Source organism: Paenibacillus sp. EKM206P (assembly GCF_011066155.1).
Taxonomy (GTDB): domain Bacteria; phylum Bacillota; class Bacilli; order Paenibacillales; family Paenibacillaceae; genus Paenibacillus; species Paenibacillus polymyxa_D.
The window spans coordinates 357,927-379,700 of sequence record NZ_JAAMNQ010000003.1 but is presented as its reverse complement, the minus strand read 5'-3'; the positions used below and the strand labels follow the sequence as shown (position 1 = coordinate 379,700).

Below are 21,774 nucleotides of genomic sequence, written 5' to 3'. Positions count from 1 at the left end.
TACTCCAAAAAGTAAGCAATACTGAGTAAATAGCCACATTCAATAATAAGAAAGCGATTTAATTTGTCTAATCACCCACCAATTGATAACCTGCCTGAATACGGCTCGTTATCCTCTTTGCCGCCTTGGAATGCGAATGGTAAACTTCACTAAGCCATATAACAACGTCGTGCAACTAATGGAGGGACATTGACATGGAAGTGCTCAGGCAACTGCAAGTTTTTTTTCGCGAGAGGAGACACTATCTGTTTCTTTCTATTTTATGCCTTGCGATAGCGACGGCTCTGGGACTGGTGTATCCGAACCTGCTCCAAAGGCTTATTGATAACGCTATCATCCCAGGTGACTTCGGGAAAGTTCCGGCGCTGGCTCTGACTGTGCTGGGAGTAGTCATCATCAAAGGGTTCATGCAATTTTTACATGGTTTTTTTGGTGGACGGCTAGGTAACTACCTGGCATACCGCCTCCGCAATGCTTGTTACGAAAAGCTGCAATTTCTGTCTTTTAGATATTATGACACGGCCAAAACGGGAGATCTTATGTCTCGACTGACTGGTGATTTGGAGGCAATTCGTAACTTTATCGGATTTGGTTTTGCCCAACTCCTCAATGTGCTATTGATGGTCGTATTCGGCTCTATGATGATGCTGTATATTAACTGGCAGCTCACCCTCATTACGATGATCAGCATGCCATTGCTACTCTTCGTCACATTCAAGTTTGAATCCCGGATTCATCCCACCTTTCAGGAAATGCGGATTGCCCTTAGCGCCTTGACGACAGCAGTCCAAGAAAACATAACAGGTGTGCGAACCGTCAAATCTTTTGCCCGCGAATCATATGAAGTTGAGAAATTTTCAGTACGTAATGAGCAATACAAAAGTAATCAAATTCAAGCTGCTTCCTTATGGAGTCGGTTCTTCCCTGCTATGGAACTAATTGCTTCTGTCAGTGTGGTCCTTCTGTTGGGCATGGGCGGGTATCTGGTCATTCAGAAGTCAATGACCTTGGGGCAGCTCGTCGCTTTCTTTAGCTTAATTTGGTATATTATCGGCCCCATCTGGAGCATTGGCTTTCATATCAATAACTATACGCAGTCCAAAGCATCCGGTGAAAGGGTCCTGGAACTGCTAAATCAGTCCATAGATGTAACCGATGAAGCCGGAGCACTTACACTCGATGCCGATCAGGTGGAAGGACATGTTACGTTTGAACATGTTACCTTTGCTTACGGAAATAAGCTTCCTGCTGTTGTTGACATCAATTTAGACGCACCGCCGGGATCAGTCATTGGAATTTTAGGAGGAACGGGGTCAGGGAAGTCTACCATTATTCAATTACTCATGCGTGCTTATAATGTGAATGCAGGAAGTATCAAGTTGGATGGCAAGGATATACGTCACTTGAAGATTCGTGATTTGCGTGCTCAAATTTCTTCTGTGTTTCAGGAGACGTTTTTGTTTTCGTCCTCTATACGTAATAATATTTCATATGGTTTAAGCCATGTCAGTATGGATGACATCATACGCGTTTCCAAACTGGCTCAGGCGCATGAATTCATAACTGAACTACCGCTGGGATATGACACTGTCGTTGGAGAACGTGGATTGGGACTGTCCGGAGGGCAGAAACAACGGATCGCCATCGCGCGCGCACTACTCAAAAATCCGAAAATTCTGGTACTGGATGATGCTACCAGTGCGGTCGATATGGAAACAGAGCATGAAATACAGACCGGTTTTCAAGAGGTTATGCGTGGTCGAACAACATTTATAATCGCTCATCGAATCTCTTCGCTTCGCCATGCCAATGAAATTGTGGTGCTTGAGGAAGGACGAATCGTCCAGCGTGGAACACATGAACAGCTTATTGCTACTCCAGGTCCATATCAGGATGTGTATCATATTCAATACGCCGATTACATAGCTCAGGCTCCAGACGGTGTATCCGAAGGGCAGGTGAGACCATGAATATACCCGCAGAAAAAGCCAAACCGTTAAAAAAACCGACGAATGAGCGCTTTGTCTATCAAGATGATGATGTCATTGATAAACCGTTTAACTGGTCAGAATTCAAACGTTTGCTGGCATACATGAAGCCCTATGCCCGTCAGATTCTGCCGATCCTTCTGGTCATGATGATTCTTGGTACCATTACCAAACTGACGGTTCCTTATTTGATCAGTCTGGCCATTGATAAGGCAATTGCTCCCGCATGGCCTGCATTACCCAGCGTAAAGTTACTGCTGCTCATCACGGGTGCCGTGCTCTTGTTATATTTAATTCAATGGGCAGCCAGCACGTACCGCATTAAATTCACCAATATTATCGGTCAACGGGTTATTTACGATTTGCGTGAAGATTTGTTCAAGCATATTCAAAAGCTATCCTTTAACTTTTTTGATAAGAGACCGGCAGGTTCTGTATTAGTGCGCGTGACGAATGACATTAACTCGCTACAGGATCTTTTTACGAACGGTGCAGTGAATGTCCTGATTGACTGCGTACAGCTTATCGGAATTATTGTCATTTTGCTGCTTATTAACTGGAAGCTCGGTTTGGCAGTAATTGTGACCGTTCCGATCATGTTTTTGATCTCGACCAAGCTGCGCGTTCGCATCCGTCGCGCTTGGCAAGAAGTGCGTATGAAGAACTCGCGTATCAACTCTCATTTGAATGAGTCTATTCAGGGGATTCGTGTGACACAAGCGTATACGCAGGAGCAGGAAAACATGGCTTATTTCGACGACATGAACAGCTCTAGCAAAAAATCGTGGGATAAGGCTTCTGCCATGAATCAGGTTTTTGGCCCACTTATTGATATTACCGGAGGATTTGGTACGCTTGTGCTATTCTGGTTTGGAGCGCATTTAATTCAGACAGATCAGCTTACAGTGGGGCTGCTGGTTGCGTTTGCCAACTATGTTGGGAACTTTTGGGAGCCGATTAATCGGCTGGGCCAAATGTATAATCAGTTACTGGTTGCGATGGCTTCGTCAGAACGAATTTTTGAGTTTATGGATGAACAGCCGAATATTGCAAACAAACCGGGAGCAAAAGCCTTGCCACCCATTCGGGGTGACATCCAATTTGAAAAGGTCATTTTTGAATATGAGAAGGGACGTCAGGCGCTTAAAGGTATTAGTCTTTCCGTCGAAGCGGGTCAATCTATAGCGCTTGTGGGTCACACCGGCTCAGGTAAAAGTACAATTATTAATCTGCTCAGCCGTTTTTATGACATTACGTCAGGGAGGCTTACGATTGACGGTCAAGATGTGCGTGATGTCACGGTGGAGAGCTTGCGAAGCCAGATTAGCATCGTGCTTCAGGATACATTTATTTTTTCGGGGACGATACGCGATAATATCCGATTTGGCCGTTTGGATGCAACGGATGAGGAAATTGAAGCGGCTGCGAAGGCGGTCAATGCTCATGAATTCATTGTTCACTTGCCAGCTGGCTATGAAACAGAAGTAGAGGAGCGGGGGGGAATGCTGTCCATGGGCCAGCGACAGCTCTTATCCTTTGCTCGTGCCTTGCTGGCTAATCCGCGAATTCTTATTCTGGATGAGGCCACAGCCAGTATTGATACAGAAACGGAGCTGAAAATTCAGGAGGCTCTTCAGGTTTTACTGGAAGGCAGAACTTCTTTTATGGTCGCTCACCGTTTGTCTACCATTCGAAATGCTGATCATATCGTTGTACTGGATCATGGGGAAATCCAAGAAAGTGGTAATCATGAACAATTGATGAAAAAACATGGAATATATCGGGGGCTGGTGGAAGCACAGTTCAGATTTTTGTAAAAAAAAGATCAAAAAATCGCGTTTTTTGTAAATTTAAATGCCGAGCACTATTGCATTCTTGGAGCTAAACCCTGAAAATAAAGATGAAAAGAGATCAGAGCAATTTTCGTCAGAGGGGGAAGAGTTCAAGATGTGGGGTGCTCCTTTTTCTGCCAAGGCTAAGAAGATGCTGCTGCTGGGTAGCGGCGAATTGGGAAAAGAAGTCATTATTGAAGCTCAGCGGCTTGGCGTGGAATGTATTGCTGTTGATCGCTATGAACTGGCTCCAGCAATGCAGGTAGCCCATCGCTCTCACTGTCTGGATATGCAGGATGCTGAGGCGTTGAAGGCACTAATTCGTGAGGAAAAGCCCGACATAATTGTACCTGAAATCGAAGCTATTGCTACGGGTGCTTTGGAAGAATTAGAGCAAGAAGGATTTCACGTAGTACCAACGGCCCGTGCCGCCCGTCTTACGATGGACCGGGAAGGTATCCGCAGGCTGGCTGCCGAGAAATTACAGCTTCCGACTGCTGCCTATCGTTTTGCAGATAACTTTGAGCAGTTGCGGTCGGCGGTTCATGAGCTGGGCACGCCATGCGTGGTCAAGCCCTTGATGAGTTCGTCGGGTAAAGGGCAGTCTGTATGCCGGGCAATCGAAGATGCAGAATCCTGCTGGAATACGGCGCTGGAAGGCGCGCGTGCCAAAACTACACGTGTCATTGTTGAAGCTTTTGTCCCGTTTGAGAGCGAAATCACCTTATTGACCGTCAGATCGGTTTCGGGTACGACTTTTTGCCCACCGATTGGCCATATTCAGAAAGATGGGGATTATGTCGAATCCTGGCAGCCCCATGGCATGACGGACAAGCAACTTTCGGAGGCGGAAGACATTGCCCGTACGATTACGGATGAACTGGGTGGTTACGGATTGTTTGGCGTAGAGCTATTTTTAACGACTGATGGCGTCATATTCAGTGAAGTATCCCCTCGTCCGCATGATACAGGTATGGTGACCATGATCACGCAGGATTTGTCGGAATTTGCACTTCACGTGCGGGCCATCCTCGGATTCCCAGTGCCATCTGTCACGTTGCTTACACCAGGAGCTTCAGCTACTTTGAAGGCAGAAGTGGCTACGCGGGATTTTGTAATAAGCGGTCTGCATGATGCATTATTGCTACCCCGGACACAGGTGCGAGTGTTCGGGAAGCCAGAAACCAAGCCGGGTCGCCGGATGGCTGTAGCGCTTAGCGCTGCAGAAGATGTGGAAACAGCACGGAAGACGGCCGAAGAAGCTGCTAATATGCTGAAAGTGGAGGTAAATCATGTCTAACAATGTGATGATTCCAGTACTGACAATTCGTTCCGTAGAGCTTGGCGATTGCGAAGCCGTAACAGGACTACTAAGAGAAGTCGGATACCCGATGACTTGTGGTGTAATGAAAGAAGTTATGGGAACAACGCGGGAGGACAGTCAAGCGAATATGATGGTTGCAGAAATGGATGGTCGTGTTGTCGGAGTAATCGGCATGCATACGGCTCAAAGCTTGGCTTATCCTGATCCTGCCGTACAAATCACCATGCTAGTCGTGAGCGGGGAGTATCGCGGCGAGGGCATTGGCAAGCGCCTGGTGGCTTGTGGTGAGGAGTGGGGACGTGCGCAAGGATGCTATCATTTATTCATTACTGGAGCGAATAACCGCATCAAACAAGTAGAGGCCCGGGCTTTCTACAACCGAATCGGCTTTGAAAAGCAAGGCTACCGTTTCAGCAAAAAGCTTAGATAATCAGCCTACAACAAGACAATTTAATACTTAAAGCCTCACTACTTTTAACTTAGTTCCGCATGGTTCATTCCGAGCGGGGCTATTTTTTTTCCAACTTTTATACCATTGATCCTGCTATAAAACATGATATACTGCTAGAGTAAAGATTACAAAGTTGTAACCGGACGCGTTCACACCAAGGCATTTATACAACAAGGAGATGACGAAATGAAGAATATGTTGAAAAAAACACTTGTGATGGGAAGTCTAAGCGCCATTTTATCCGCAGGATTCATCGTTCCGGCATCAGCTTCACCAGCTGACGATTTGACTGCCCAACTACAACAGTGGTTTCAAAATAACGGATATACCGTCAATATGTCCAACGGGACGACTACGATAACAAAGACCGTAATTAAGGATGCATCTGAAAAGGACAAGGCTAAAAACAAAACAGCAAATCCTTCATCCGGCAAGCAAACAACAACCAAACAAGGTAGCCAAAAGGCTTCGCAGTCTAGTAACAAGCAACAGGCCCAAAAACAAAACACAAACTCAGGCGCGGGTCAGTCTGCAGGGTCTGATGCACAACTCAGCAAGTCCCAATTTGCAGCTGAGGTTGTAAAGCTTGTAAACAACGAGCGCAGCCAAAAAGGTCTGAAGCCCCTTACATCTAATGCGAAGCTTACAGAAGTAGCCTTAGCCAAGGCGAAGGACATGAGCACGAACAATTACTTTTCCCATACATCTCCGACCTACGGTTCACCCTTTGATATGATGAAAAAGTTCGGTGTAACTTATACGTATGCGGGTGAGAATATTGCTATGGGACAACAAACACCACAAGAAGTAATGAAAGCTTGGATGAACAGTCAGGGACATCGTGAGAATATTTTGAAGGCAGAATATACGCAAATCGGTGTGGCTTACTACAATGGATATTGGGTACAAGAGTTCACACGTAACTAAGATGATAGTAAATACGTTCGAAACGTCATGCCGCTGTTATGAAAAGATAGTGGCATGACGTTAATCTGGAGACCCGCTGACACGTTCAGCGGGTCTTTTGGTGTCTCTTATTCCTCCACAGGCATAACCCTTGCTTTATACCAGAAAAGACATAAGGGACGTATTTATAGTATGATAGCAGCAAGTTGAATGGATAGCAGACTATTTATGGAAAGCTAGGTGAGCAAATGAGCTACGAAATCGTGCATGAAGGTGCCTTTGCTATGCTCAAGGTGCAGTTGAACCCCGGGGAAATGATCAAAGCGGAAATGGGAGCAATGGTTTCCATGTCTTCCAGTGTAGATATAAAGGGGACGGTAGACGGTGGACTGTTACGTGGTTTAGGCAGAATGCTAAGCGGAGAAAAATTCTTTTTTCAAGAACTGAGGGCAGCCCGTGGGCCGGCTGAAGTGTTGTTAGCCCCTGCCAGTATAGGTGATGTACAAGCGGTGGAATTGGATGGCACGTATAGGTTGATGGTCCAAAAGGACGGTTTTCTAGCTTGTACAGAAGGCATTGAGGTTAGCACCAAAATGCAAAACCTGATGAAAGGTTTATTCTCCGGTGAAGGTTTTTTTATCGTAGAAATCAGTGGTCGAGGTACGGTATTCCTATCCTCTTATGGAGCCATTCATCCCATTTATATCGCGCCAGGAGAGGAGCGTATTATTGATAATGCTCATCTGGTGGCATGGCCGGATTATATGGATTATAAAATTGAAAAAGCATCGAAAGGCTGGTTGTCCAGCGTAACGAGTGGAGAAGCGCTTGTATGCCGTTTTCGCGGTGAAGGAACGGTACTGATACAAAGTCGAAATCCGGGCAGTTTTGGACAATGGATCAAAAGTTTCATCCCTGATAGCAAATAGTTTGATTCGTTTGATTAGAGATAAGGATGGTCATTTGCCATCCTTTTTTTGCATGTTCATGGGAAATTATATGTGACTCTAAGCATTTATTGCGCTTTTATTCCGAACGGTTTATTTGCAAAATGATATAAGAAGCTTTATGTTTATTTCACTAAGCTATCAGGAGGGAACACGAGTGAATTCATCAAAATGGATTTGGCGGTCTGTCGGTTCCGTTTCCATTGCCGCCACATTGCTATTATTGTACGGATTTATTACAGCAGTACAAAGTATCACGGCTCCAGAGCCAATGGTTAGCACTCAACCTGTACATTCCGGTTCATCGCAGACACAAACTGCGCCATCCGCTACTAATCAGACGGGAGAGTTTCGGGTAGCTGCCATTGGAGATTCGCTAGCCAAAGGCACGGGGGATGACTCCGGAAGTGGTTTTGTGCGTCGGTCGGTGAGCTTGTTAAATAATCAGGAAGGCCATAAGGCTCAGCTCATAAATAATCTGGGGATTAATGGACTGACGACTCAAGGACTATTGACCAAGCTGGATGAGCCTGGTGTTTCTTATGTGTTGAAAAAGGCTAACGTTATTATGGTCTCGATTGGCGGAAATGATTTATTTCAGGGGGCTCAGGCTGCCCAAACCGGCAAAGAGCCGCCTACACTCAGTGGTTTGCGTAAAGCTGTGCCTGATGCCGCCAAACGTCTGCAAAAAGTGCTGACAAAGGTAGGGAAAATCAATCCGAATGCTAAAATTATCTATGTCGGATTATATAATCCATTCAGTGATCTGCAGGAAATGAAAATTCCCGGTAATCTTGTGGTAACAGAATGGAATCTGGCTGCCATGGCAATTACCAACCAAAACAGCAATATGACTCTGGTTCCAACTTTCGATTTATTCCAGCAAAATTTGCCCGTCTATTTATCATCCGATCATTTTCATCCAAACGGACAGGGCTATCAGGCAATCGCTGAACGTATCGCGCAAGGGTTTGCAGTTGCAAACACGAAGGATGCCGATAAAGTGGATAATGAACAACAGTCTACAAGCAGCCAACCTGCTGAAGTGAAAAAGGGAGGGAACAACTAATGAGCATCCAATCTGCTGACAAGAACGGGACTGGAATAACCGAAAATTCGACCTCAAGGGATGCAGTGTCCAGTTTCCATTCCGCCAATCAGGTTGGCAGCACAGGCAGAGACAGAAGCAATAACGAAACAGTTCTCTCTGTTCAGCACGTTAAGAAACGTATCAAACGCAAAATGATCATTCATGATGTAACATTCGACGTTCGTGCGGGTGAAATTTTCGGATTTCTCGGCCCTAATGGGGCTGGGAAAACGACGACTATTCGTATGCTGGTCGATTTAATTAAGCCTACGGAAGGGACGATTACTGTCTGTGGACATAATGTAAATCGTGACCCTGAGCAGGCTTTACGGCATATTGGTTCTATTGTGGAAAATCCAGAGGTGTACAGCTATCTGACAGGTTGGGAGAATTTAGAGCATTTTGCCCGTATGCAGCCTGGTGTAGACGAACAGCGTATCCGCGAAGTCGTTGAGCTGGTTCGGCTCGATCGCCGTATCCATGATAAAGTAAGTACGTATTCTCTCGGAATGCGCCAGCGTCTTGGTATAGCCCAAGCCTTGCTCGGTAGACCGAAATTGCTGATTTTGGATGAACCGACCAACGGGTTAGACCCCAAGGGGATCAAGGAAATGAGAGCTTTTATCCGTTTGCTAGCGGCAGAAGGCATGGCTGTATTTGTTTCCAGTCATTTGCTTAGCGAAATCCAGCTGCTATGTGATCGGGTGGCAATTATAAGTCGGGGAAAGGTGCTAGCTGTAGGTGGTGTACGAGAACTGGTTGAGACGCACTCACATATGGCCGTATGGCAACTGGAGCCTCGTGATCAGGGTCTTGCCATATTGCAAAATTCTCCGCATGTGCAAATGATTACGAACGCCGATGAATTAATTGATGACAGTATTGTTGCAGGTAGCGGAGCCGATGCAATTTTTACAGAAATGGATGAAGAGCATATTGCGGAGCTGGTGACACAAATGACGGCTTCCGGTATTTCCGTAAAAGGTGTAACCAAAATCAACCCTACACTGGAGCAGCTATTCCTGAAAATGACGGAAGGTGAGATACTTGAATAACATTTTACCGCTCGTACAAAATGAAACACTCAAAATTATCAAGAAGAAACGATTTTATGTCATTTTACTAGTTTTACTTGTGCTTGTGCCGATTTTTACGTACGCTCAGATGAAAGTGGCAGAAAACAATCGCGAAAAATTCGGCAATGATTGGCGGCTTGAACTGCGTCAGGCGATTACCGATAATCAAAACTCGCTGGGAAGTGACCGGGTTCCCGAGGAATGGAAGACCTACCGTCGGGTCTTTGTGCAGCAGATGCAATATTATTTGGAAAATGATGTGAATCCGAATGAGCCGAGTGGTGTCACTTTTACCAGAGAGTTTATGGATAATTCCATAAATCTGTTCGTTCCATTGTTGATTATGGCTATAGCCTCCGACTTGGTTTCAGGAGAACGGACGACAGGCACGATAAAAATGTTACTGACCCGCCCAGTCAGGCGGTGGAAAATACTGCTGAGTAAGCTGCTGACATTGTACATGTTCGTTTCGCTCATCATTTTGGCTGTATTTGTAATTAGCTATGTGATATCAGGCTTGTTTTTTGGTTTTCGCGGTTTTAATGTTCCGGTATTTACCGGATTTCAAATTGTTGGATCGACGGTGGATTTGTCTGCTGTACATGCGATTCCACAATGGCATTATCTGATGCTGCAAGCCGGATTAATCTGGTTTGTCAGTCTTGTGGTAGCTTCGTTAGCCTTTATGGTATCTGTCCTGGTACGAAGTACGGCGGCAAGTATCGTGGTCATGATGGCTGCACTCATTTCGGGCACTATTTTGACAAACATGGCTTCGTCTTGGCAGAGTGCTAAATATTTATTTATGGTTAACCTCCAATTAACCGATTATTTATCTGGAAGCCCCGCCCCGATTGAGGGAATGACTTTACCCTTTTCTTTAGCTGTACTGGGCATTTGGGGGACTGCGGCATTGATTGTTTCATTCGCCGTCTTTACGAAACGGGATATATTGAATTAAAATGGACAAGGTAAAAGAAAACATCTGTTTGCATTTTTGGTGAAAATCATCAAGAATAAGGCAAAACACGGTTACGATTAGACAAAGGGGGAGCATGAATGGTCGACAAAATCGACTTGTCTGCGGGAGTGTCCGGCACACAAAGCGGAGCTTCAGAATATGGCGCGGACGACATTCAAGTGCTCGAAGGGCTTGTGGCAGTTCGCAAACGGCCGGGCATGTACATCGGGAGCACCAGTTCTTCGGGGCTGCATCATTTGGTATGGGAAATTGTAGACAACGCGGTGGATGAACATCTCGCCAAGTTTTGCTCTCGCATTGATATTACAATGCATAAGGACGGTTCCATTACGGTATCAGACAACGGGCGCGGTATTCCTACGGGAATGCACAAAACGGGAATTCCTACGCCTCAGGTTGTATTCACCATTTTGCACGCCGGAGGTAAGTTTGGCGGTTCGGGATATAAAAAGTCCGGGGGTCTGCACGGTGTAGGTGCATCTGTAACGAACGCTCTTTCGGAATGGCTTGAAGTAGAAATTTACCGGGACGGCAAGATTCACCGTCAGCGGTTTGAATATTGGCAGGACAAGAAGGGCGTGGAGCATGTCGGGGAACCGACCACAGGCCTTGAAGTGCTGGGCAATACTAACAAGACGGGCTCGAAAATTACTTTTAAACCGGATATTCGTGTTTTTCAAGCAGGCATTCATTTTAACTACGATACGTTGGCTGAACGCCTTCAGGAGATTGCTTTTCTAAATTCGGGCCTTCGTATTCAACTTAAAGACGAACGCAGCGGAAAGTCAGATGAGTATTTTTATGAGGGTGGCGCAAGTCAGTTTGTTGCTTTTCTGAATGAGGGCAAGGATGTGCTGCATGACGTTATTCACTTTAATGCCGAGAAAGAAGACATTGAAGTAGAGATTGCCATCCAGTACAATGCGGGTTATACAGAGACGATTGCTTCGTTCGTTAACTCCATTCCGACACGTGGCGGAGGTACGCATGAAACGGGATTCAAAACCGCTTACACTCGTGTCATGAACGACTATGCGCGCAAAACGGTGATGTTGAAAGAAAAGGATAAAAACTTGGAGGGCAACGATCTACGTGAGGGCATGATGGCTGTAATCAGTGTCAAGATGGCTGAGGTTGAATTTGTCGGTCAGACAAAGGATCAGCTGGGTAGCGCTTCGGCACGGAGTACAGTGGATGCCATCGTATCTGAGCAGATGCAGCGTTTTTTGGAAGAAAATCCGCAGATAGCACAAACTTTGATCAAGAAGGCAGTTCAAGCATCCAGAGCGCGTGAAGCTGCACGTAAAGCTCGGGATGAGATGCGTTCCGGTAAAAAGCGCAGTGAAAGTTCCAATTTGAATGGTAAACTGTCGCCTGCGCAGTCCAAGGATTTTACACGTAATGAGTTGTTTATTGTGGAAGGCGATTCGGCTGGAGGATCAGCCAAGCAGGGACGGGATTCCAAAATTCAGGCCATCTTACCGCTAAAGGGTAAACCGATGAATCCGGAGAAATCCAAACTGGCGGATATTATGAAGAATGATGAGTACCGTGCTATTACAGCAGCTATTGGTGCGGGGGTAGGAACAGAGTTTTCGCTGGAAGACAGCAATTATTCCAAAATCATCATTATGACCGATGCAGATACAGATGGTGCGCACATTCAAGTGCTGTTGTTGACGTTCTTTTATCGGTACATGAAAGAGCTTATTGATGCAGGACGCATATTTATTGCTCAACCGCCATTGTATAAAATAACTCGAAAGTCGGGTAAGCTCGAAACGGTGCGTTATGCTTGGACTGACGAGCAGCTTGATAATTATTTGAAAGAATTTGGACGAAATTTTGAGCTTCAGCGCTATAAAGGACTTGGGGAAATGAACCCTGATCAGTTATGGGAAACAACGATGAATCCTGATTCACGCACCTTGTTACGCGTTCAGATAGAGGATGCAGCCAAGGCTGAACGTAGGGTGTCCACTTTGATGGGGGATAAGGTGGACCCGCGCAAACGCTGGATCGTGGAAAACGTAGATTTCACGGAATACGTAGAGTAGTGCTATCAAATGAGGTGTAAACATGAGCTTATCGGAGCAGTTTTTGCCAGCTTTTCTGGAGGAAGTGGTCGGTGACCGCTTTGGCCGATATTCCAAATATATTATTCAGGATCGGGCGATACCCGATGTAAGGGACGGATTAAAACCCGTACAACGTCGTATTCTTTATGCAATGTACGATTCGGGCAATACGCCGGATAAAGCATATCGTAAATCGGCCAAAACCGTTGGGGACGTTATGGGTAATTACCACCCCCACGGTGACTCGTCGATTTACGACGGCATGGTACGGATGGCACAACCCTGGAAAATGAGTCACGTGCTGGTGGACGGTCACGGTAACTGGGGTTCCCAGGATGATGACCCGGCAGCAGCTATGCGTTACACGGAGGCTCGCTTGTCTCCGATCGCAATGGAAATGCTACGCGATATTGAAAAGCGTACGGTTTTGTTCAAGGACAATTTTGATAACTCGGCCAAAGAGCCTGTTGTGTTGCCGTCTCGTTATCCAAATTTATTGGTGAACGGTTCCAGTGGGATCTCGGCGGGATTTGCGACAGAGATTCCTACACATAGTTTACGCGAAGTTATTGATGCCAGCATTGCGGTGATGGAAAAGCCGGAGATTGAGTTGGAAGAGATTATGACCTTTATTAAAGGTCCTGATTTCCCGACTGGTGGACTCATTATGGGTGGCGAAGGTATCAAGGACGCTTACCGCACGGGAAAAGGACGCATTTATATTCGTTCCAAAACGGAAATCCAGTCCTTGCGCGGAGGTAAGCAGCAACTGGTCATTACCGAAATCCCATACCAGATCGTCAAATCAAGACTCGTTACCGCCATGGAAAATATCCGTTTGGAGAAAAAGGTGGAAGGGATTGCCGAGGTTCGTGACGAGAGTGGACGAAATGGTTTGCGCATTGTTGTCGAGCTAAAGAAGGAAGCCGATGCGGAAGGGATTTTAGCATATTTACTGAAAAAAACCGATCTACAGGTGGCATATAACTTCAACATGGTAGCCATTGTGAACAAAGCGCCACATCAGCTTGGGCTAAAGTCCATTTTGGAAGCGTATATTGCTCATCAACGCGAAGTTGTTACTCACCGTATCCAGTATGAACTGGAAAAGGCAGAGGATCGTGCCCATGTGCTGGAAGGTTTGGTCAAGGCGCTGAACATTCTGGATGAGGTCATTGCAGCCATTAAAGCTTCCAAAAATCGCCAGGACGCGCAAAATAATTTGCAATGGATGTTTGGTTTTAGCGAACGTCAGGCAGATTCTATTTTGACTTTGCAGTTGTACCGTCTCACCAATCTGGAAATCACCACGCTTGAAAAAGAACTGGGTGACATCCAGAAAAAAATCGCGCAATATCGTTCTATTCTGGAAAGTGACCGTAAGCTGATCAGCCTGATTCGCAAGGAACTGTTGGAAATTCGCGAAAAGTACGGCATTGACCGTCGTTCAGATATCCAGGGCGAGGTAGAAGAGATTAAGGTAAACCTGGAAGTCATGGTAGGAGCAGAGGATGTGTTGCTGACACTCTCGAAAGATGGCTATGTGAAACGTACAAGTATGTTGTCATTCACTCGTTCAGGCGGGGAACGTTCAAGTTCCGGTGTTAAAGAAGGGGATTACGTTACCCAATTACTTGATGTGAATACGCTGGATGTATTGCTCATCTTCACTCAGCGCGGACAATACTTTTTATTGCCTGTACATCAGGTGCCAGAGTATAAGTGGAAAGAGCCGGGCACTCCAATTGTCAACGTCATTCCGTTATCGAAGGAAGATCGTATCGTAAGTGTTATTCCGCTCAAAAACATTGAGGAAATCGGCAAAAGCCTGGTATTTGTAACCAAGAAGGGCCAAGTAAAGCGTACAGAATTGAAAGAATATGCTACAAAACGTTCTAGTGCCGTAGCCGCCTGCAAAGTAGCAGGGGACGATGAGGTATTATCGGTAACGTTAAGCGAGGGTACCCGGGATATTATGCTGATTACCTGCGCGGGTATGAGTATACGCTTCAAGGAGCAAGAGGTTAATGCGATGGGCCGCGTCTCGGCTGGTGTCAAAGGTATACAGCTAGCGGAAGGCGATGAAATTATTGCGGCGTTATGGGTAGAAGAGGATGAAGGAGAAGTGTTGGTGCTGACCGAGTCCGGTTATGGTAAGCGTACGCTTCTGTTGGACTATCCTACACAGGGAAGAGGCGGCAAAGGTATCACCACCTTTGAGTTCAAGGAAGGCAAACGAGTACGTTCGAATGGAAATCGAATCGTGGCTGCCTTCTATTGCCGTGAAGCTGTTCAATTATTTGCAATCACAGCAGAAGGACAAACGATGTCCTTCCTTTCGGAAAAGGCTCCTTTGACCGACCGAAAGGATACAGGCAAGCTGCTGGCTCCAGTAGAGAAGAAGGACGAAATTGTGAATGTGCTGCTGCGTAGTGAGCCGCAAGCTTCTCAGTCTATAGAATAATAGGAAAAGTCAAGCGCTTATTAGCTCGAAAAAGAGAGGTCCTCTCGTGCCATTCCGGCACGAATGAGGACCTTTTTGCCGTCATGGTGTCGAACTCTGACCAGCCTTCAAAACCCAGGTGAGACTTCCTTCCCCTTTTCATTTGATGCTTCAAAAACGGCAGGAAACCGGGGCTAAATGGCGAAAATTTAATGTGATGAAATACAATCCGGACGGTGGCCCATACGGTAACTTTGATGCTTTTACTGACCCTGTTATTTAAAGGAGTGAGGCAAAATGCAAACGACCGAATTTGCGAAAATCTGGTCCAGAATGGCTAAGGATTATAAGGTTCATATGGAGCAGCAGCTGGCTCCATCATTAACCGAAGCTCAACTTACGGTGCTGGAGGTTTTGAACGAATACGGCCGTATGAAACCGTCTCAACTAATTCCATATCTCGCCACCACACCAGCCGCGGTTACGATGCTGCTGGATCGGATGGAGCGGAATCGACTGGTCACCCGTTTCAGAGATGTAAAGGACCGTAGAATTGTATGGATTGTCATTTCGGATCAAGGGAGAGAAGAAGTAGAGCGTGGAATACGAATACGGGATGATTTTCTGGGTTCTGCACTAAACCGAATTTCTCAGCACAATCAAAATTTGCTGGTTTATTTGTTGGGGAAAATTACAACGAAGGCGAAGACTTCAGTATCGGCAAGTGAGAATGAGGGAGTAAAGGAACCAATAGAGCGAGCAGAATAACTAGAATGGTGGCTACATGAAAAGTAGCTGTACGCAGCAGGTTATCATTTTAAGGTAAGTAGGAGTGCGCGGATGTAAATACCTATCGTGGTATTCATACCGCGCCTTTTTTGTGTTGAAGTATAGGTGATATTTGGGTGAATGTTGACATTTACATAAGAGATGATAAAATAATAGTTATAAATAAATAACATTTCGCATGCAAATAGTTTCTAATTTATGTATATGCATATGGATTGTGAATTGGGTAATAGAAAGAAGGATGGTTCCAGTGAGTGATAGAGAGGAAGACAGACTTGAGGTGTACCGGATTATTCAATCAATAAGAGAGGTTAACAAAACGATATTTTATGCCTTCTGGAACGAGGAGCAGCATTTGGATCTGACGGCCATTCAGCATATGGCTTTGGCAATTCTGAATAAACGCCCCAACATCGGGTTATCCGAGTTGGCAGGCATAGCGCATGTGGGAAGCAGCTCTATGAGTGGGGTGGTTGACCGCTTGACCAAGGCGGGATATATTGCTCGCGGACGGCATGAGCATGACCGTAGATCCTTAGTGCTGACGCTTACGCCGGAAGGGAAAGATATCATGCAAAAAGTAGACGACATGTGGATGGAGCGCGTCTTGCCCATTCTGGACATTCCGAAGGAGCATCTAGAGATGGTCCTGGATATCCATAAACAAATGATTATGAAATTAACACCGAAGGGAATGAATCAACTTGAGCAGTCCTCAAATGACACTACCAGGTAATGTACGCAGAGCACCCATTGTGGCCGCTCTGTTGATTGGCGCGATAGTAGCGATATTAAATCAGACGTTGATCAGTGTGGCTTTACCGAAAATGATGAGTGATCTGAATATAGATGCCAATATAGCTCAGTGGCTTAGCACGGGCTTTATGCTCGTGAATGGGGTATTAATCCCGGTGACCGCGTTCTTGATTGCCCGTTTCTCCACTCGTAAATTGTTTATTAGTGCGATGACTATTTTTTCAATCGGCACGCTGTTATGTGCTATAGCACCGAGCTTCAGCATATTGCTGATCGGTCGGCTTATTCAGGCCGCGGGGGCAGGTATCATGATGCCCTTAATGATGGTCGTTATCTTGAACATCTACCCAATAGAGCGTCGTGGCCGGGCGATGGGAACCCTGGGGATTGCTATGGGTTTTGCTCCAGCCATTGGGCCAACCTTATCCGGTTATATAGTACAGCATTATGACTGGCGGGTATTGTTCTGGATCATCCTGCCGATTTCAGTAATTTCGATTGTGATCGGATTTATTTTTCTAAAAAATGTAACGGAGCAGTCCAAGCCAAAGCTGGACATTCCCGGCATCATTTTGTCTACGCTCGGTTTCGGTGGACTGTTATACGGCTTTAGTGATGCAGGAACATCAGGTTGGGGAAGTATTCCGGTCCTGTCTACGCTTATCGTTGGGACAATTGCGCTTATTTTGTTTATTGTTCGCCAATTGAAGGCAGATGAGCCTATGCTGGAGTTCCGTATCTTTAAATACGATGTGTACAGCTTGACGACAATCATTAATGTGATTGTGACGATGGCTTTGTACGCCGGTATGATATTGCTTCCAATTTATTTGCAAAATATTCGGGGTTTTACACCGCTCCAGTCCGGAATGCTAATGTTACCGGGAGCGATTCTGATGGGGCTCATGTCTCCTGTAACGGGGGCTATTTTTGACCGAATCGGAGCGCGTTGGTTGTCTGTAATTGGTTTGCTGATCATGGCTATAACAACTTGGGAATTTACACGGTTGACCGAAACAACCACCTATATGACACTGTTAATTAATTATACGGTGCGGATGTTCGGGATGTCTTTGCTGATGATGCCGATCCAAACGGCCGGGTTGAATCAGCTTCCGCAACGATTGAATGCACATGGTACGGCGATGAGTAACACGCTGCGTATGATTTCCGGCTCAATTGGGACGGCAATTCTGGTGACGGTGATGTCCACACAAAGCAGCAACCGTTTGACGTCGATTGTTACATCTGAGGGACTAACCGTGACGGATAAAGTAGGGATGCTGGCTGCAGGCAATCAAGCTACAATTTATGGGATTAACTCGGCTTTTATCATTGCAACAGTGTTGAGTGTGGCCGCTCTGATTTTAGCGTTTTTTATCAAAAATACGAATGCAAAAAACGCCCATCCCCGTCAACAGCTGGTAAACAGCAAGAAGGGGCAGTCCGTGGCTTCCTCGTCATAAAAGGATAAGATGACGCATTAATTTAATTTTCTACAAAAAAGAACCTGTAACGCATGTGAACAAACATGCATTGCAGGTTCTTTGTGCAAATGGGGATTGAGGATGTAGATATCCAGATGGAGCAGGGCTTTTCGGTTCAAATTTCAGTCGTAATCATGTTCTCGTAAAGCGACCTGGGCCATTCATTCCATGGAAATTGGACAGGAGGTAACGAGTGAAATCTCATATCGTCCTTGCTAACCGGATGCGGTGCTCCAGCGAGTAAGGACCAAAGCGCCAGCTGTTGACCGGGCCGACTCAGATGACCCCCATATTTTTGGTCACCGTAGAGGGGACAGCCGATCGCCTGCATTTGCACACGAATTTGGTGTGAGCGTCCGGTGTGCAACTTAATCTGCACGAGACTGAGTCCATCTGCTTGTCCGATTACGCGATACTCCAAAATGGCTTCCTTCGCACCAGCCGTGCCAGGCCGAACCGTTTGAACCGTGTTGGTTCGACTATCCTTTAGCAGGTAATGGGTCAGACGGCCTTGCGGGGCCGTAGGAACGCCATTCAGAACGGCTGTATACAGTTTGTGAAAATGACGACTTCGAACCGACTCTGACAGGCGAGAAGCAGCTTTGGACGTCTTAGCAAAAATCATGGCTCCACCTACAGGCCGATCCAGTCTGTGAACTAAACCCAAAAAAACGTTACCAGGCTTATTGTGTCTAATTTTTAAATCTTCCTTGAGTAAAGACAACAGATCAGGATCACCACTGGCATCCTCTTGCGTTGGAACATTGACAGGCTTTACAACCGCCAAAACATGATTGTCTTCATATAGGACAGGGATGTTCGACTGTGCATGTTCATGCCAAGTAAGTTCATTTTGAGTCATAAGAGGAATTTAAGCCTCCCAGCGTCCGAGAATACCACAAGGCAAATTCAATCCCGAGCGTGTGATCGGCAATCCGATTTCACCAGCGCTAATTTGGCCGCCGTACTTTTGTTGCATTGTCATGCTCAGCATGTTGCGCAATACAGTAGGCGAAATACCTGTAGTATAGGAGTTAATGAGCATGAACAGCGGTTGATCTGAAATGATGCTCATGCAGGATTCGAGAAACGGGTATAAGCTTTCTTCAAGCTTCCAAGTTTCTCCGTTCGGTCCGCGCCCGTAAGAAGGAGGGTCCATAATAATGGCATCATAACGGTTGCCCCGACGTTGTTCTCGTTGCACGAACTTGAATACGTCGTCCGTAATGAAACGTACCGGACGGTCAGCCAGACCGGACAATTGAACGTTTTCCTTTGCCCACTGTACCATGCCTTTGGCGGCATCCACGTGAACCACACTGGCTCCAGCATACGCAGCAGCAGTAGTGGCTCCTCCCGTGTATGCAAACAGGTTCAGTACAGAAATGGGTCTGCCTGCACCTTTGATTTTATCCATCATCCAGCTCCAGTTTGCTGCTTGCTCTGGGAAAAGACCAGTATGCTTAAAGCTGGTCGGTTTAATGTGGAATTTAAGCGGTCCATAGCTAATGGTCCAGCGCTCAGGGATAGGTTTTTTCATGTCCCAATTGCCACCACCGGAGGAACTACGGTGGTAATGTCCATGAACATTACGCCACTCGGCTGTTTCCTGGGCCAAAGGCCATATGATTTGCGGATCGGGACGACGCAGGACAATATCACCCCAACGTTCTAGTTTTTCACCACCGCCTGTATCCATTACTTCATAGTCTTTCCATTCTTGTGCTACATACATGTACAATCCATCCTTCAGCAGTCAATTCAGGATTCAGGCAGCAAGCTGCACAGAAATCCCCATATGGAGTCTATTGTACAACAAACCACAGCAACAATCGAATGATTACATAAATAAGTAAGTAGTCACTTGGTCTAAAATATTTTTTCTCGGATATACTTGTAATTATAGCGCTTCCATATTAAAATGAAGCCAATCCCACTTGTACGTACAACCATCCGTTTTTTATTATAATAATGAAAATGGAATGAATTGTACGTACATAATATTTTTTTATCAACACAGCTGAAATTCTACTTCATTAAACAGGCCTCTAATTAATTTGCTTATCCATAGGTTTTCAGCCAGCAGCCGCATGTCATGCGGCTGTTTTGCGTATATTTCCCCAAGATTAAACCTAGTTTTTGAAATTAACATTTGACAATGAGAATCATTATCAAATATTATTTGAGTAACAGGGAGTGAAAGCATCCCATATTTCAAATAAAGGTGAGGGATGAACTTGGGTAAAATCATGATTACTTATGCCAGTTTGACCGGTAATACAGAGGAAATTGCGGAATTGATCGCCGAGGGCGTCCGTCAGGCAGGACATGAGGCTGAGTTGAAGGCTTCGTATGATTGCAGCGCGCAAGAACTGCTCGCATATGACGGGTTCCTGCTGGGTGTATATACATGGGGAGATGGTGAGCTTCCTGATGAATTTTTGGATTTTTACGAGGAACTAGACGAACTTGATCTGTCTGGTAAAAAGACGGCAGTATTTGGTAGTGGAGATACATCCTATACGCAATTCTGTGGTGCAGTGGACTTGGTAGAGGAAAAAGTCAAAGAACGCGGCGCATCGGTCATTCAAGAGAGTCTGAAGATTGAATTCAATCCATTGGATGATGATAAGGAGAATTGCCGAGCTTACGGAAGACAATTTGCACAGGCTGGTATTGAAGTGTCCTGAGAAGAGAGTGAGGGATAGGTATGCGCAATAGCGATAGCTTAAGCGGCTTTCCTCTTCTGCACGACTATCAGCTGGAGGAGATGTGGAGAACTCCACAGCCAATCCGTCAATCACAGAGGAAAAGAGGGCGTGAGGGCTGGAATTGGCGGCAACGGGTTCAATATGCAGTAGGGCATGCGCTCAACGAATACTTTGGAATGGAAGTAAAGGTACGGCGGGAAGTCCCTGTCCAGTATGTGCTGGAGAAATGGTGGCCCAAGCAGTCAGACAGCTTTGAATCTTTGTTCCATTATTGGGATGTCAAAAATAAAGTGTCAGGTGAGTTGTCAAAAATTTGTGGCTTAAATAATGACTTGATGATGCCTGTGATGCTGTATGAACAATTTTGTACGTCCGTGCCTGAGTTAGAGGTCAATATTTCACTTATTGTTCAGGCTGCTTGGCAACTATCAGCAGAAACAGATTCCCTGCTCATTCAAAAGTACATCGTTGACTATAATCCTAACGTTATTAGTACATTCCAACATATGACAAATGTATTTTGTTATTATGCATTTGGAGCTCTTCCTCAGCTTATTGAGGTATACTGCCTGCTGGAAGGCAAGAAGGTCCGTTTCATTCCGGGACCTGTTTCTTTACAGCAATCTCTGGATTACGTACGGCTATTACGGGATTCCAAAGAGGATGTACATGGCACGACAGAACGCTGCCGTTGCGGAGGGTGCATAGGGAAGCAAGTTTCTCAGGGAAACAGAATGAATAAGAACACGAAGGAAGGGCAGGAGGCGAAAAACTGCAAACAACGGTTAGCTGTACCTACGCCTTTCTCTTAACGTTATTGTGTAACCCTTTAATTGTAAACTATCCCTTTTCGTGAAAGAGCCTTGGAAACAAGGTTCTTTTTTATGAAAAAAAATTATGAAAAAACTGAAAAT

18 protein-coding genes are annotated in these 21,774 nt (G+C 45.7%); 16 read left to right on the top strand and 2 right to left on the bottom strand.

The genetic code is table 11. From position 1 onward, the window contains the following. Window positions 1–194: 194 nt before the first annotated feature. The 14 genes from G9G53_RS08435 to G9G53_RS08370 all read left to right on the top strand — a co-directional run bounded on the left by G9G53_RS08435 (window position 195) and on the right by G9G53_RS08370 (window position 18,128). Window positions 195–1,970: an ABC transporter ATP-binding protein gene (locus G9G53_RS08435; RefSeq protein WP_029518158.1), complete on the top strand. Its 1,776-nt coding sequence runs from the start codon at window positions 195–197 to the stop codon at window positions 1,968–1,970. Further along, on the top strand, window positions 1,967–3,805 hold the full coding sequence (locus G9G53_RS08430; protein ID WP_029518157.1) for an ABC transporter ATP-binding protein: 1,839 nt from the start codon (window positions 1,967–1,969) through the stop codon (window positions 3,803–3,805). The genes G9G53_RS08435 and G9G53_RS08430 overlap by 4 nt, the downstream gene beginning before the upstream one ends. 130 nt (window positions 3,806–3,935) lie before the next feature. Next, on the top strand, window positions 3,936–5,120 hold the full coding sequence (gene purT / locus G9G53_RS08425) for a formate-dependent phosphoribosylglycinamide formyltransferase (protein WP_029518156.1): 1,185 nt from the start codon (window positions 3,936–3,938) through the stop codon (window positions 5,118–5,120). Beyond that, window positions 5,113–5,574 (top strand): GNAT family N-acetyltransferase, encoded by a 462-nt coding sequence (locus G9G53_RS08420; protein ID WP_013310623.1) that lies wholly within the window; start codon window positions 5,113–5,115, stop codon window positions 5,572–5,574. The genes purT and G9G53_RS08420 overlap by 8 nt, the downstream gene beginning before the upstream one ends. A gap of 207 nt (window positions 5,575–5,781) precedes the next feature. Then, window positions 5,782–6,522: a CAP domain-containing protein gene (locus tag G9G53_RS08415; RefSeq protein WP_029518155.1), complete on the top strand. Its 741-nt coding sequence runs from the start codon at window positions 5,782–5,784 to the stop codon at window positions 6,520–6,522. A gap of 227 nt (window positions 6,523–6,749) precedes the next feature. Then, window positions 6,750–7,430, top strand: coding sequence for a TIGR00266 family protein (locus tag G9G53_RS08410; protein ID WP_029518154.1), 681 nt, complete (start codon window positions 6,750–6,752; stop codon window positions 7,428–7,430). A gap of 139 nt (window positions 7,431–7,569) precedes the next feature. After that, window positions 7,570–8,517 (top strand): GDSL-type esterase/lipase family protein, encoded by a 948-nt coding sequence (locus tag G9G53_RS08405; protein ID WP_039271184.1) that lies wholly within the window; start codon window positions 7,570–7,572, stop codon window positions 8,515–8,517. Continuing rightward, window positions 8,517–9,593, top strand: coding sequence for an ABC transporter ATP-binding protein (locus G9G53_RS08400; RefSeq protein ID WP_029518152.1), 1,077 nt, complete (start codon window positions 8,517–8,519; stop codon window positions 9,591–9,593). The genes G9G53_RS08405 and G9G53_RS08400 overlap by 1 nt, the downstream gene beginning before the upstream one ends. Continuing rightward, window positions 9,586–10,575 carry an ABC transporter permease gene (locus G9G53_RS08395; RefSeq protein ID WP_165146826.1) on the top strand — a complete coding sequence of 330 codons (990 nt, stop codon included), beginning with the start codon at window positions 9,586–9,588 and terminating at the stop codon, window positions 10,573–10,575. Before G9G53_RS08400 ends, G9G53_RS08395 begins: the two co-directional genes overlap by 8 nt. A gap of 98 nt (window positions 10,576–10,673) precedes the next feature. Then, complete coding sequence (gene parE / locus G9G53_RS08390) at window positions 10,674–12,653, top strand: DNA topoisomerase IV subunit B (protein ID WP_013310617.1); 1,980 nt, start codon at window positions 10,674–10,676, stop codon at window positions 12,651–12,653. 22 nt (window positions 12,654–12,675) lie between these two features. Further along, entirely contained in the window at window positions 12,676–15,138 is a 2,463-nt protein-coding gene (gene gyrA / locus G9G53_RS08385) for a DNA gyrase subunit A (RefSeq protein WP_165146824.1), read from the top strand. A 276-nt stretch (window positions 15,139–15,414) separates the two neighbouring features. Next, a complete protein-coding gene (locus G9G53_RS08380) occupies window positions 15,415–15,885 on the top strand; it encodes a MarR family winged helix-turn-helix transcriptional regulator (RefSeq protein WP_165146821.1) in 471 nt (156 codons plus the stop codon). A 271-nt stretch (window positions 15,886–16,156) separates the two neighbouring features. Beyond that, window positions 16,157–16,642 carry a MarR family winged helix-turn-helix transcriptional regulator gene (locus tag G9G53_RS08375; RefSeq protein WP_165146818.1) on the top strand — a complete coding sequence of 162 codons (486 nt, stop codon included), beginning with the start codon at window positions 16,157–16,159 and terminating at the stop codon, window positions 16,640–16,642. Beyond that, the gene (locus G9G53_RS08370; RefSeq protein WP_069010641.1) at window positions 16,626–18,128 is read left to right on the top strand and encodes a DHA2 family efflux MFS transporter permease subunit; all 1,503 of its coding nucleotides are present in this window, start codon (window positions 16,626–16,628) and stop codon (window positions 18,126–18,128) included. The genes G9G53_RS08375 and G9G53_RS08370 overlap by 17 nt, the downstream gene beginning before the upstream one ends. Before the next feature lie 136 nt (window positions 18,129–18,264). Here the strand turns inward: G9G53_RS08370 and G9G53_RS08365 are convergent, their stop codons facing one another. Both G9G53_RS08365 and G9G53_RS08360 read right to left on the bottom strand, forming a co-directional pair. Beyond that, a complete protein-coding gene (locus G9G53_RS08365; RefSeq protein WP_069010639.1) occupies window positions 18,265–19,011 on the bottom strand; it encodes an RluA family pseudouridine synthase in 747 nt (248 codons plus the stop codon). A 9-nt stretch (window positions 19,012–19,020) separates the two neighbouring features. Beyond that, a complete protein-coding gene (locus G9G53_RS08360; protein WP_028540694.1) occupies window positions 19,021–19,884 on the bottom strand; it encodes a class I SAM-dependent methyltransferase in 864 nt (287 codons plus the stop codon). Between the two features lie 496 nt (window positions 19,885–20,380). Here G9G53_RS08360 and G9G53_RS08355 point away from each other — a divergent pair, with 496 nt between their 5' ends. Together G9G53_RS08355 and G9G53_RS08350 are read left to right on the top strand one after the other, a co-directional pair. Then, complete coding sequence (locus G9G53_RS08355; RefSeq protein WP_039271202.1) at window positions 20,381–20,839, top strand: flavodoxin; 459 nt, start codon at window positions 20,381–20,383, stop codon at window positions 20,837–20,839. Window positions 20,840–20,859: 20 nt separating this feature from the next. Further along, entirely contained in the window at window positions 20,860–21,672 is an 813-nt protein-coding gene (locus G9G53_RS08350; RefSeq protein ID WP_039271204.1) for a hypothetical protein, read from the top strand. Window positions 21,673–21,774 lie beyond the last annotated feature (102 nt).

What these genes read in the sequence shown, in the direction of transcription:
- G9G53_RS08435 (WP_029518158.1), top strand. Translation starts at nt 195, where the DNA reads ATGGAAGTGCTCAGGCAACTGCAAGTTTTTTTTCGCGAGAGGAGACAC.
- G9G53_RS08430 (WP_029518157.1), top strand. Translation starts at nt 1,967, where the DNA reads ATGAATATACCCGCAGAAAAAGCCAAACCGTTAAAAAAACCGACGAAT.
- purT (WP_029518156.1), top strand. Translation starts at nt 3,936, where the DNA reads ATGTGGGGTGCTCCTTTTTCTGCCAAGGCTAAGAAGATGCTGCTGCTG.
- G9G53_RS08420 (WP_013310623.1), top strand. Translation starts at nt 5,113, where the DNA reads ATGTCTAACAATGTGATGATTCCAGTACTGACAATTCGTTCCGTAGAG.
- G9G53_RS08415 (WP_029518155.1), top strand. Translation starts at nt 5,782, where the DNA reads ATGAAGAATATGTTGAAAAAAACACTTGTGATGGGAAGTCTAAGCGCC.
- G9G53_RS08410 (WP_029518154.1), top strand. Translation starts at nt 6,750, where the DNA reads ATGAGCTACGAAATCGTGCATGAAGGTGCCTTTGCTATGCTCAAGGTG.
- G9G53_RS08405 (WP_039271184.1), top strand. Translation starts at nt 7,570, where the DNA reads ATGTTTATTTCACTAAGCTATCAGGAGGGAACACGAGTGAATTCATCA.
- G9G53_RS08400 (WP_029518152.1), top strand. Translation starts at nt 8,517, where the DNA reads ATGAGCATCCAATCTGCTGACAAGAACGGGACTGGAATAACCGAAAAT.
- parE (WP_013310617.1), top strand. Translation starts at nt 10,674, where the DNA reads ATGGTCGACAAAATCGACTTGTCTGCGGGAGTGTCCGGCACACAAAGC.
- gyrA (WP_165146824.1), top strand. Translation starts at nt 12,676, where the DNA reads ATGAGCTTATCGGAGCAGTTTTTGCCAGCTTTTCTGGAGGAAGTGGTC.
- G9G53_RS08380 (WP_165146821.1), top strand. Translation starts at nt 15,415, where the DNA reads ATGCAAACGACCGAATTTGCGAAAATCTGGTCCAGAATGGCTAAGGAT.
- G9G53_RS08370 (WP_069010641.1), top strand. Translation starts at nt 16,626, where the DNA reads ATGACACTACCAGGTAATGTACGCAGAGCACCCATTGTGGCCGCTCTG.
- G9G53_RS08365 (WP_069010639.1), bottom strand. Translation starts at nt 19,011, where the DNA reads ATGACTCAAAATGAACTTACTTGGCATGAACATGCACAGTCGAACATC.
- G9G53_RS08360 (WP_028540694.1), bottom strand. Translation starts at nt 19,884, where the DNA reads ATGTATGTAGCACAAGAATGGAAAGACTATGAAGTAATGGATACAGGC.
- G9G53_RS08355 (WP_039271202.1), top strand. Translation starts at nt 20,381, where the DNA reads ATGAACTTGGGTAAAATCATGATTACTTATGCCAGTTTGACCGGTAAT.
- G9G53_RS08350 (WP_039271204.1), top strand. Translation starts at nt 20,860, where the DNA reads ATGCGCAATAGCGATAGCTTAAGCGGCTTTCCTCTTCTGCACGACTAT.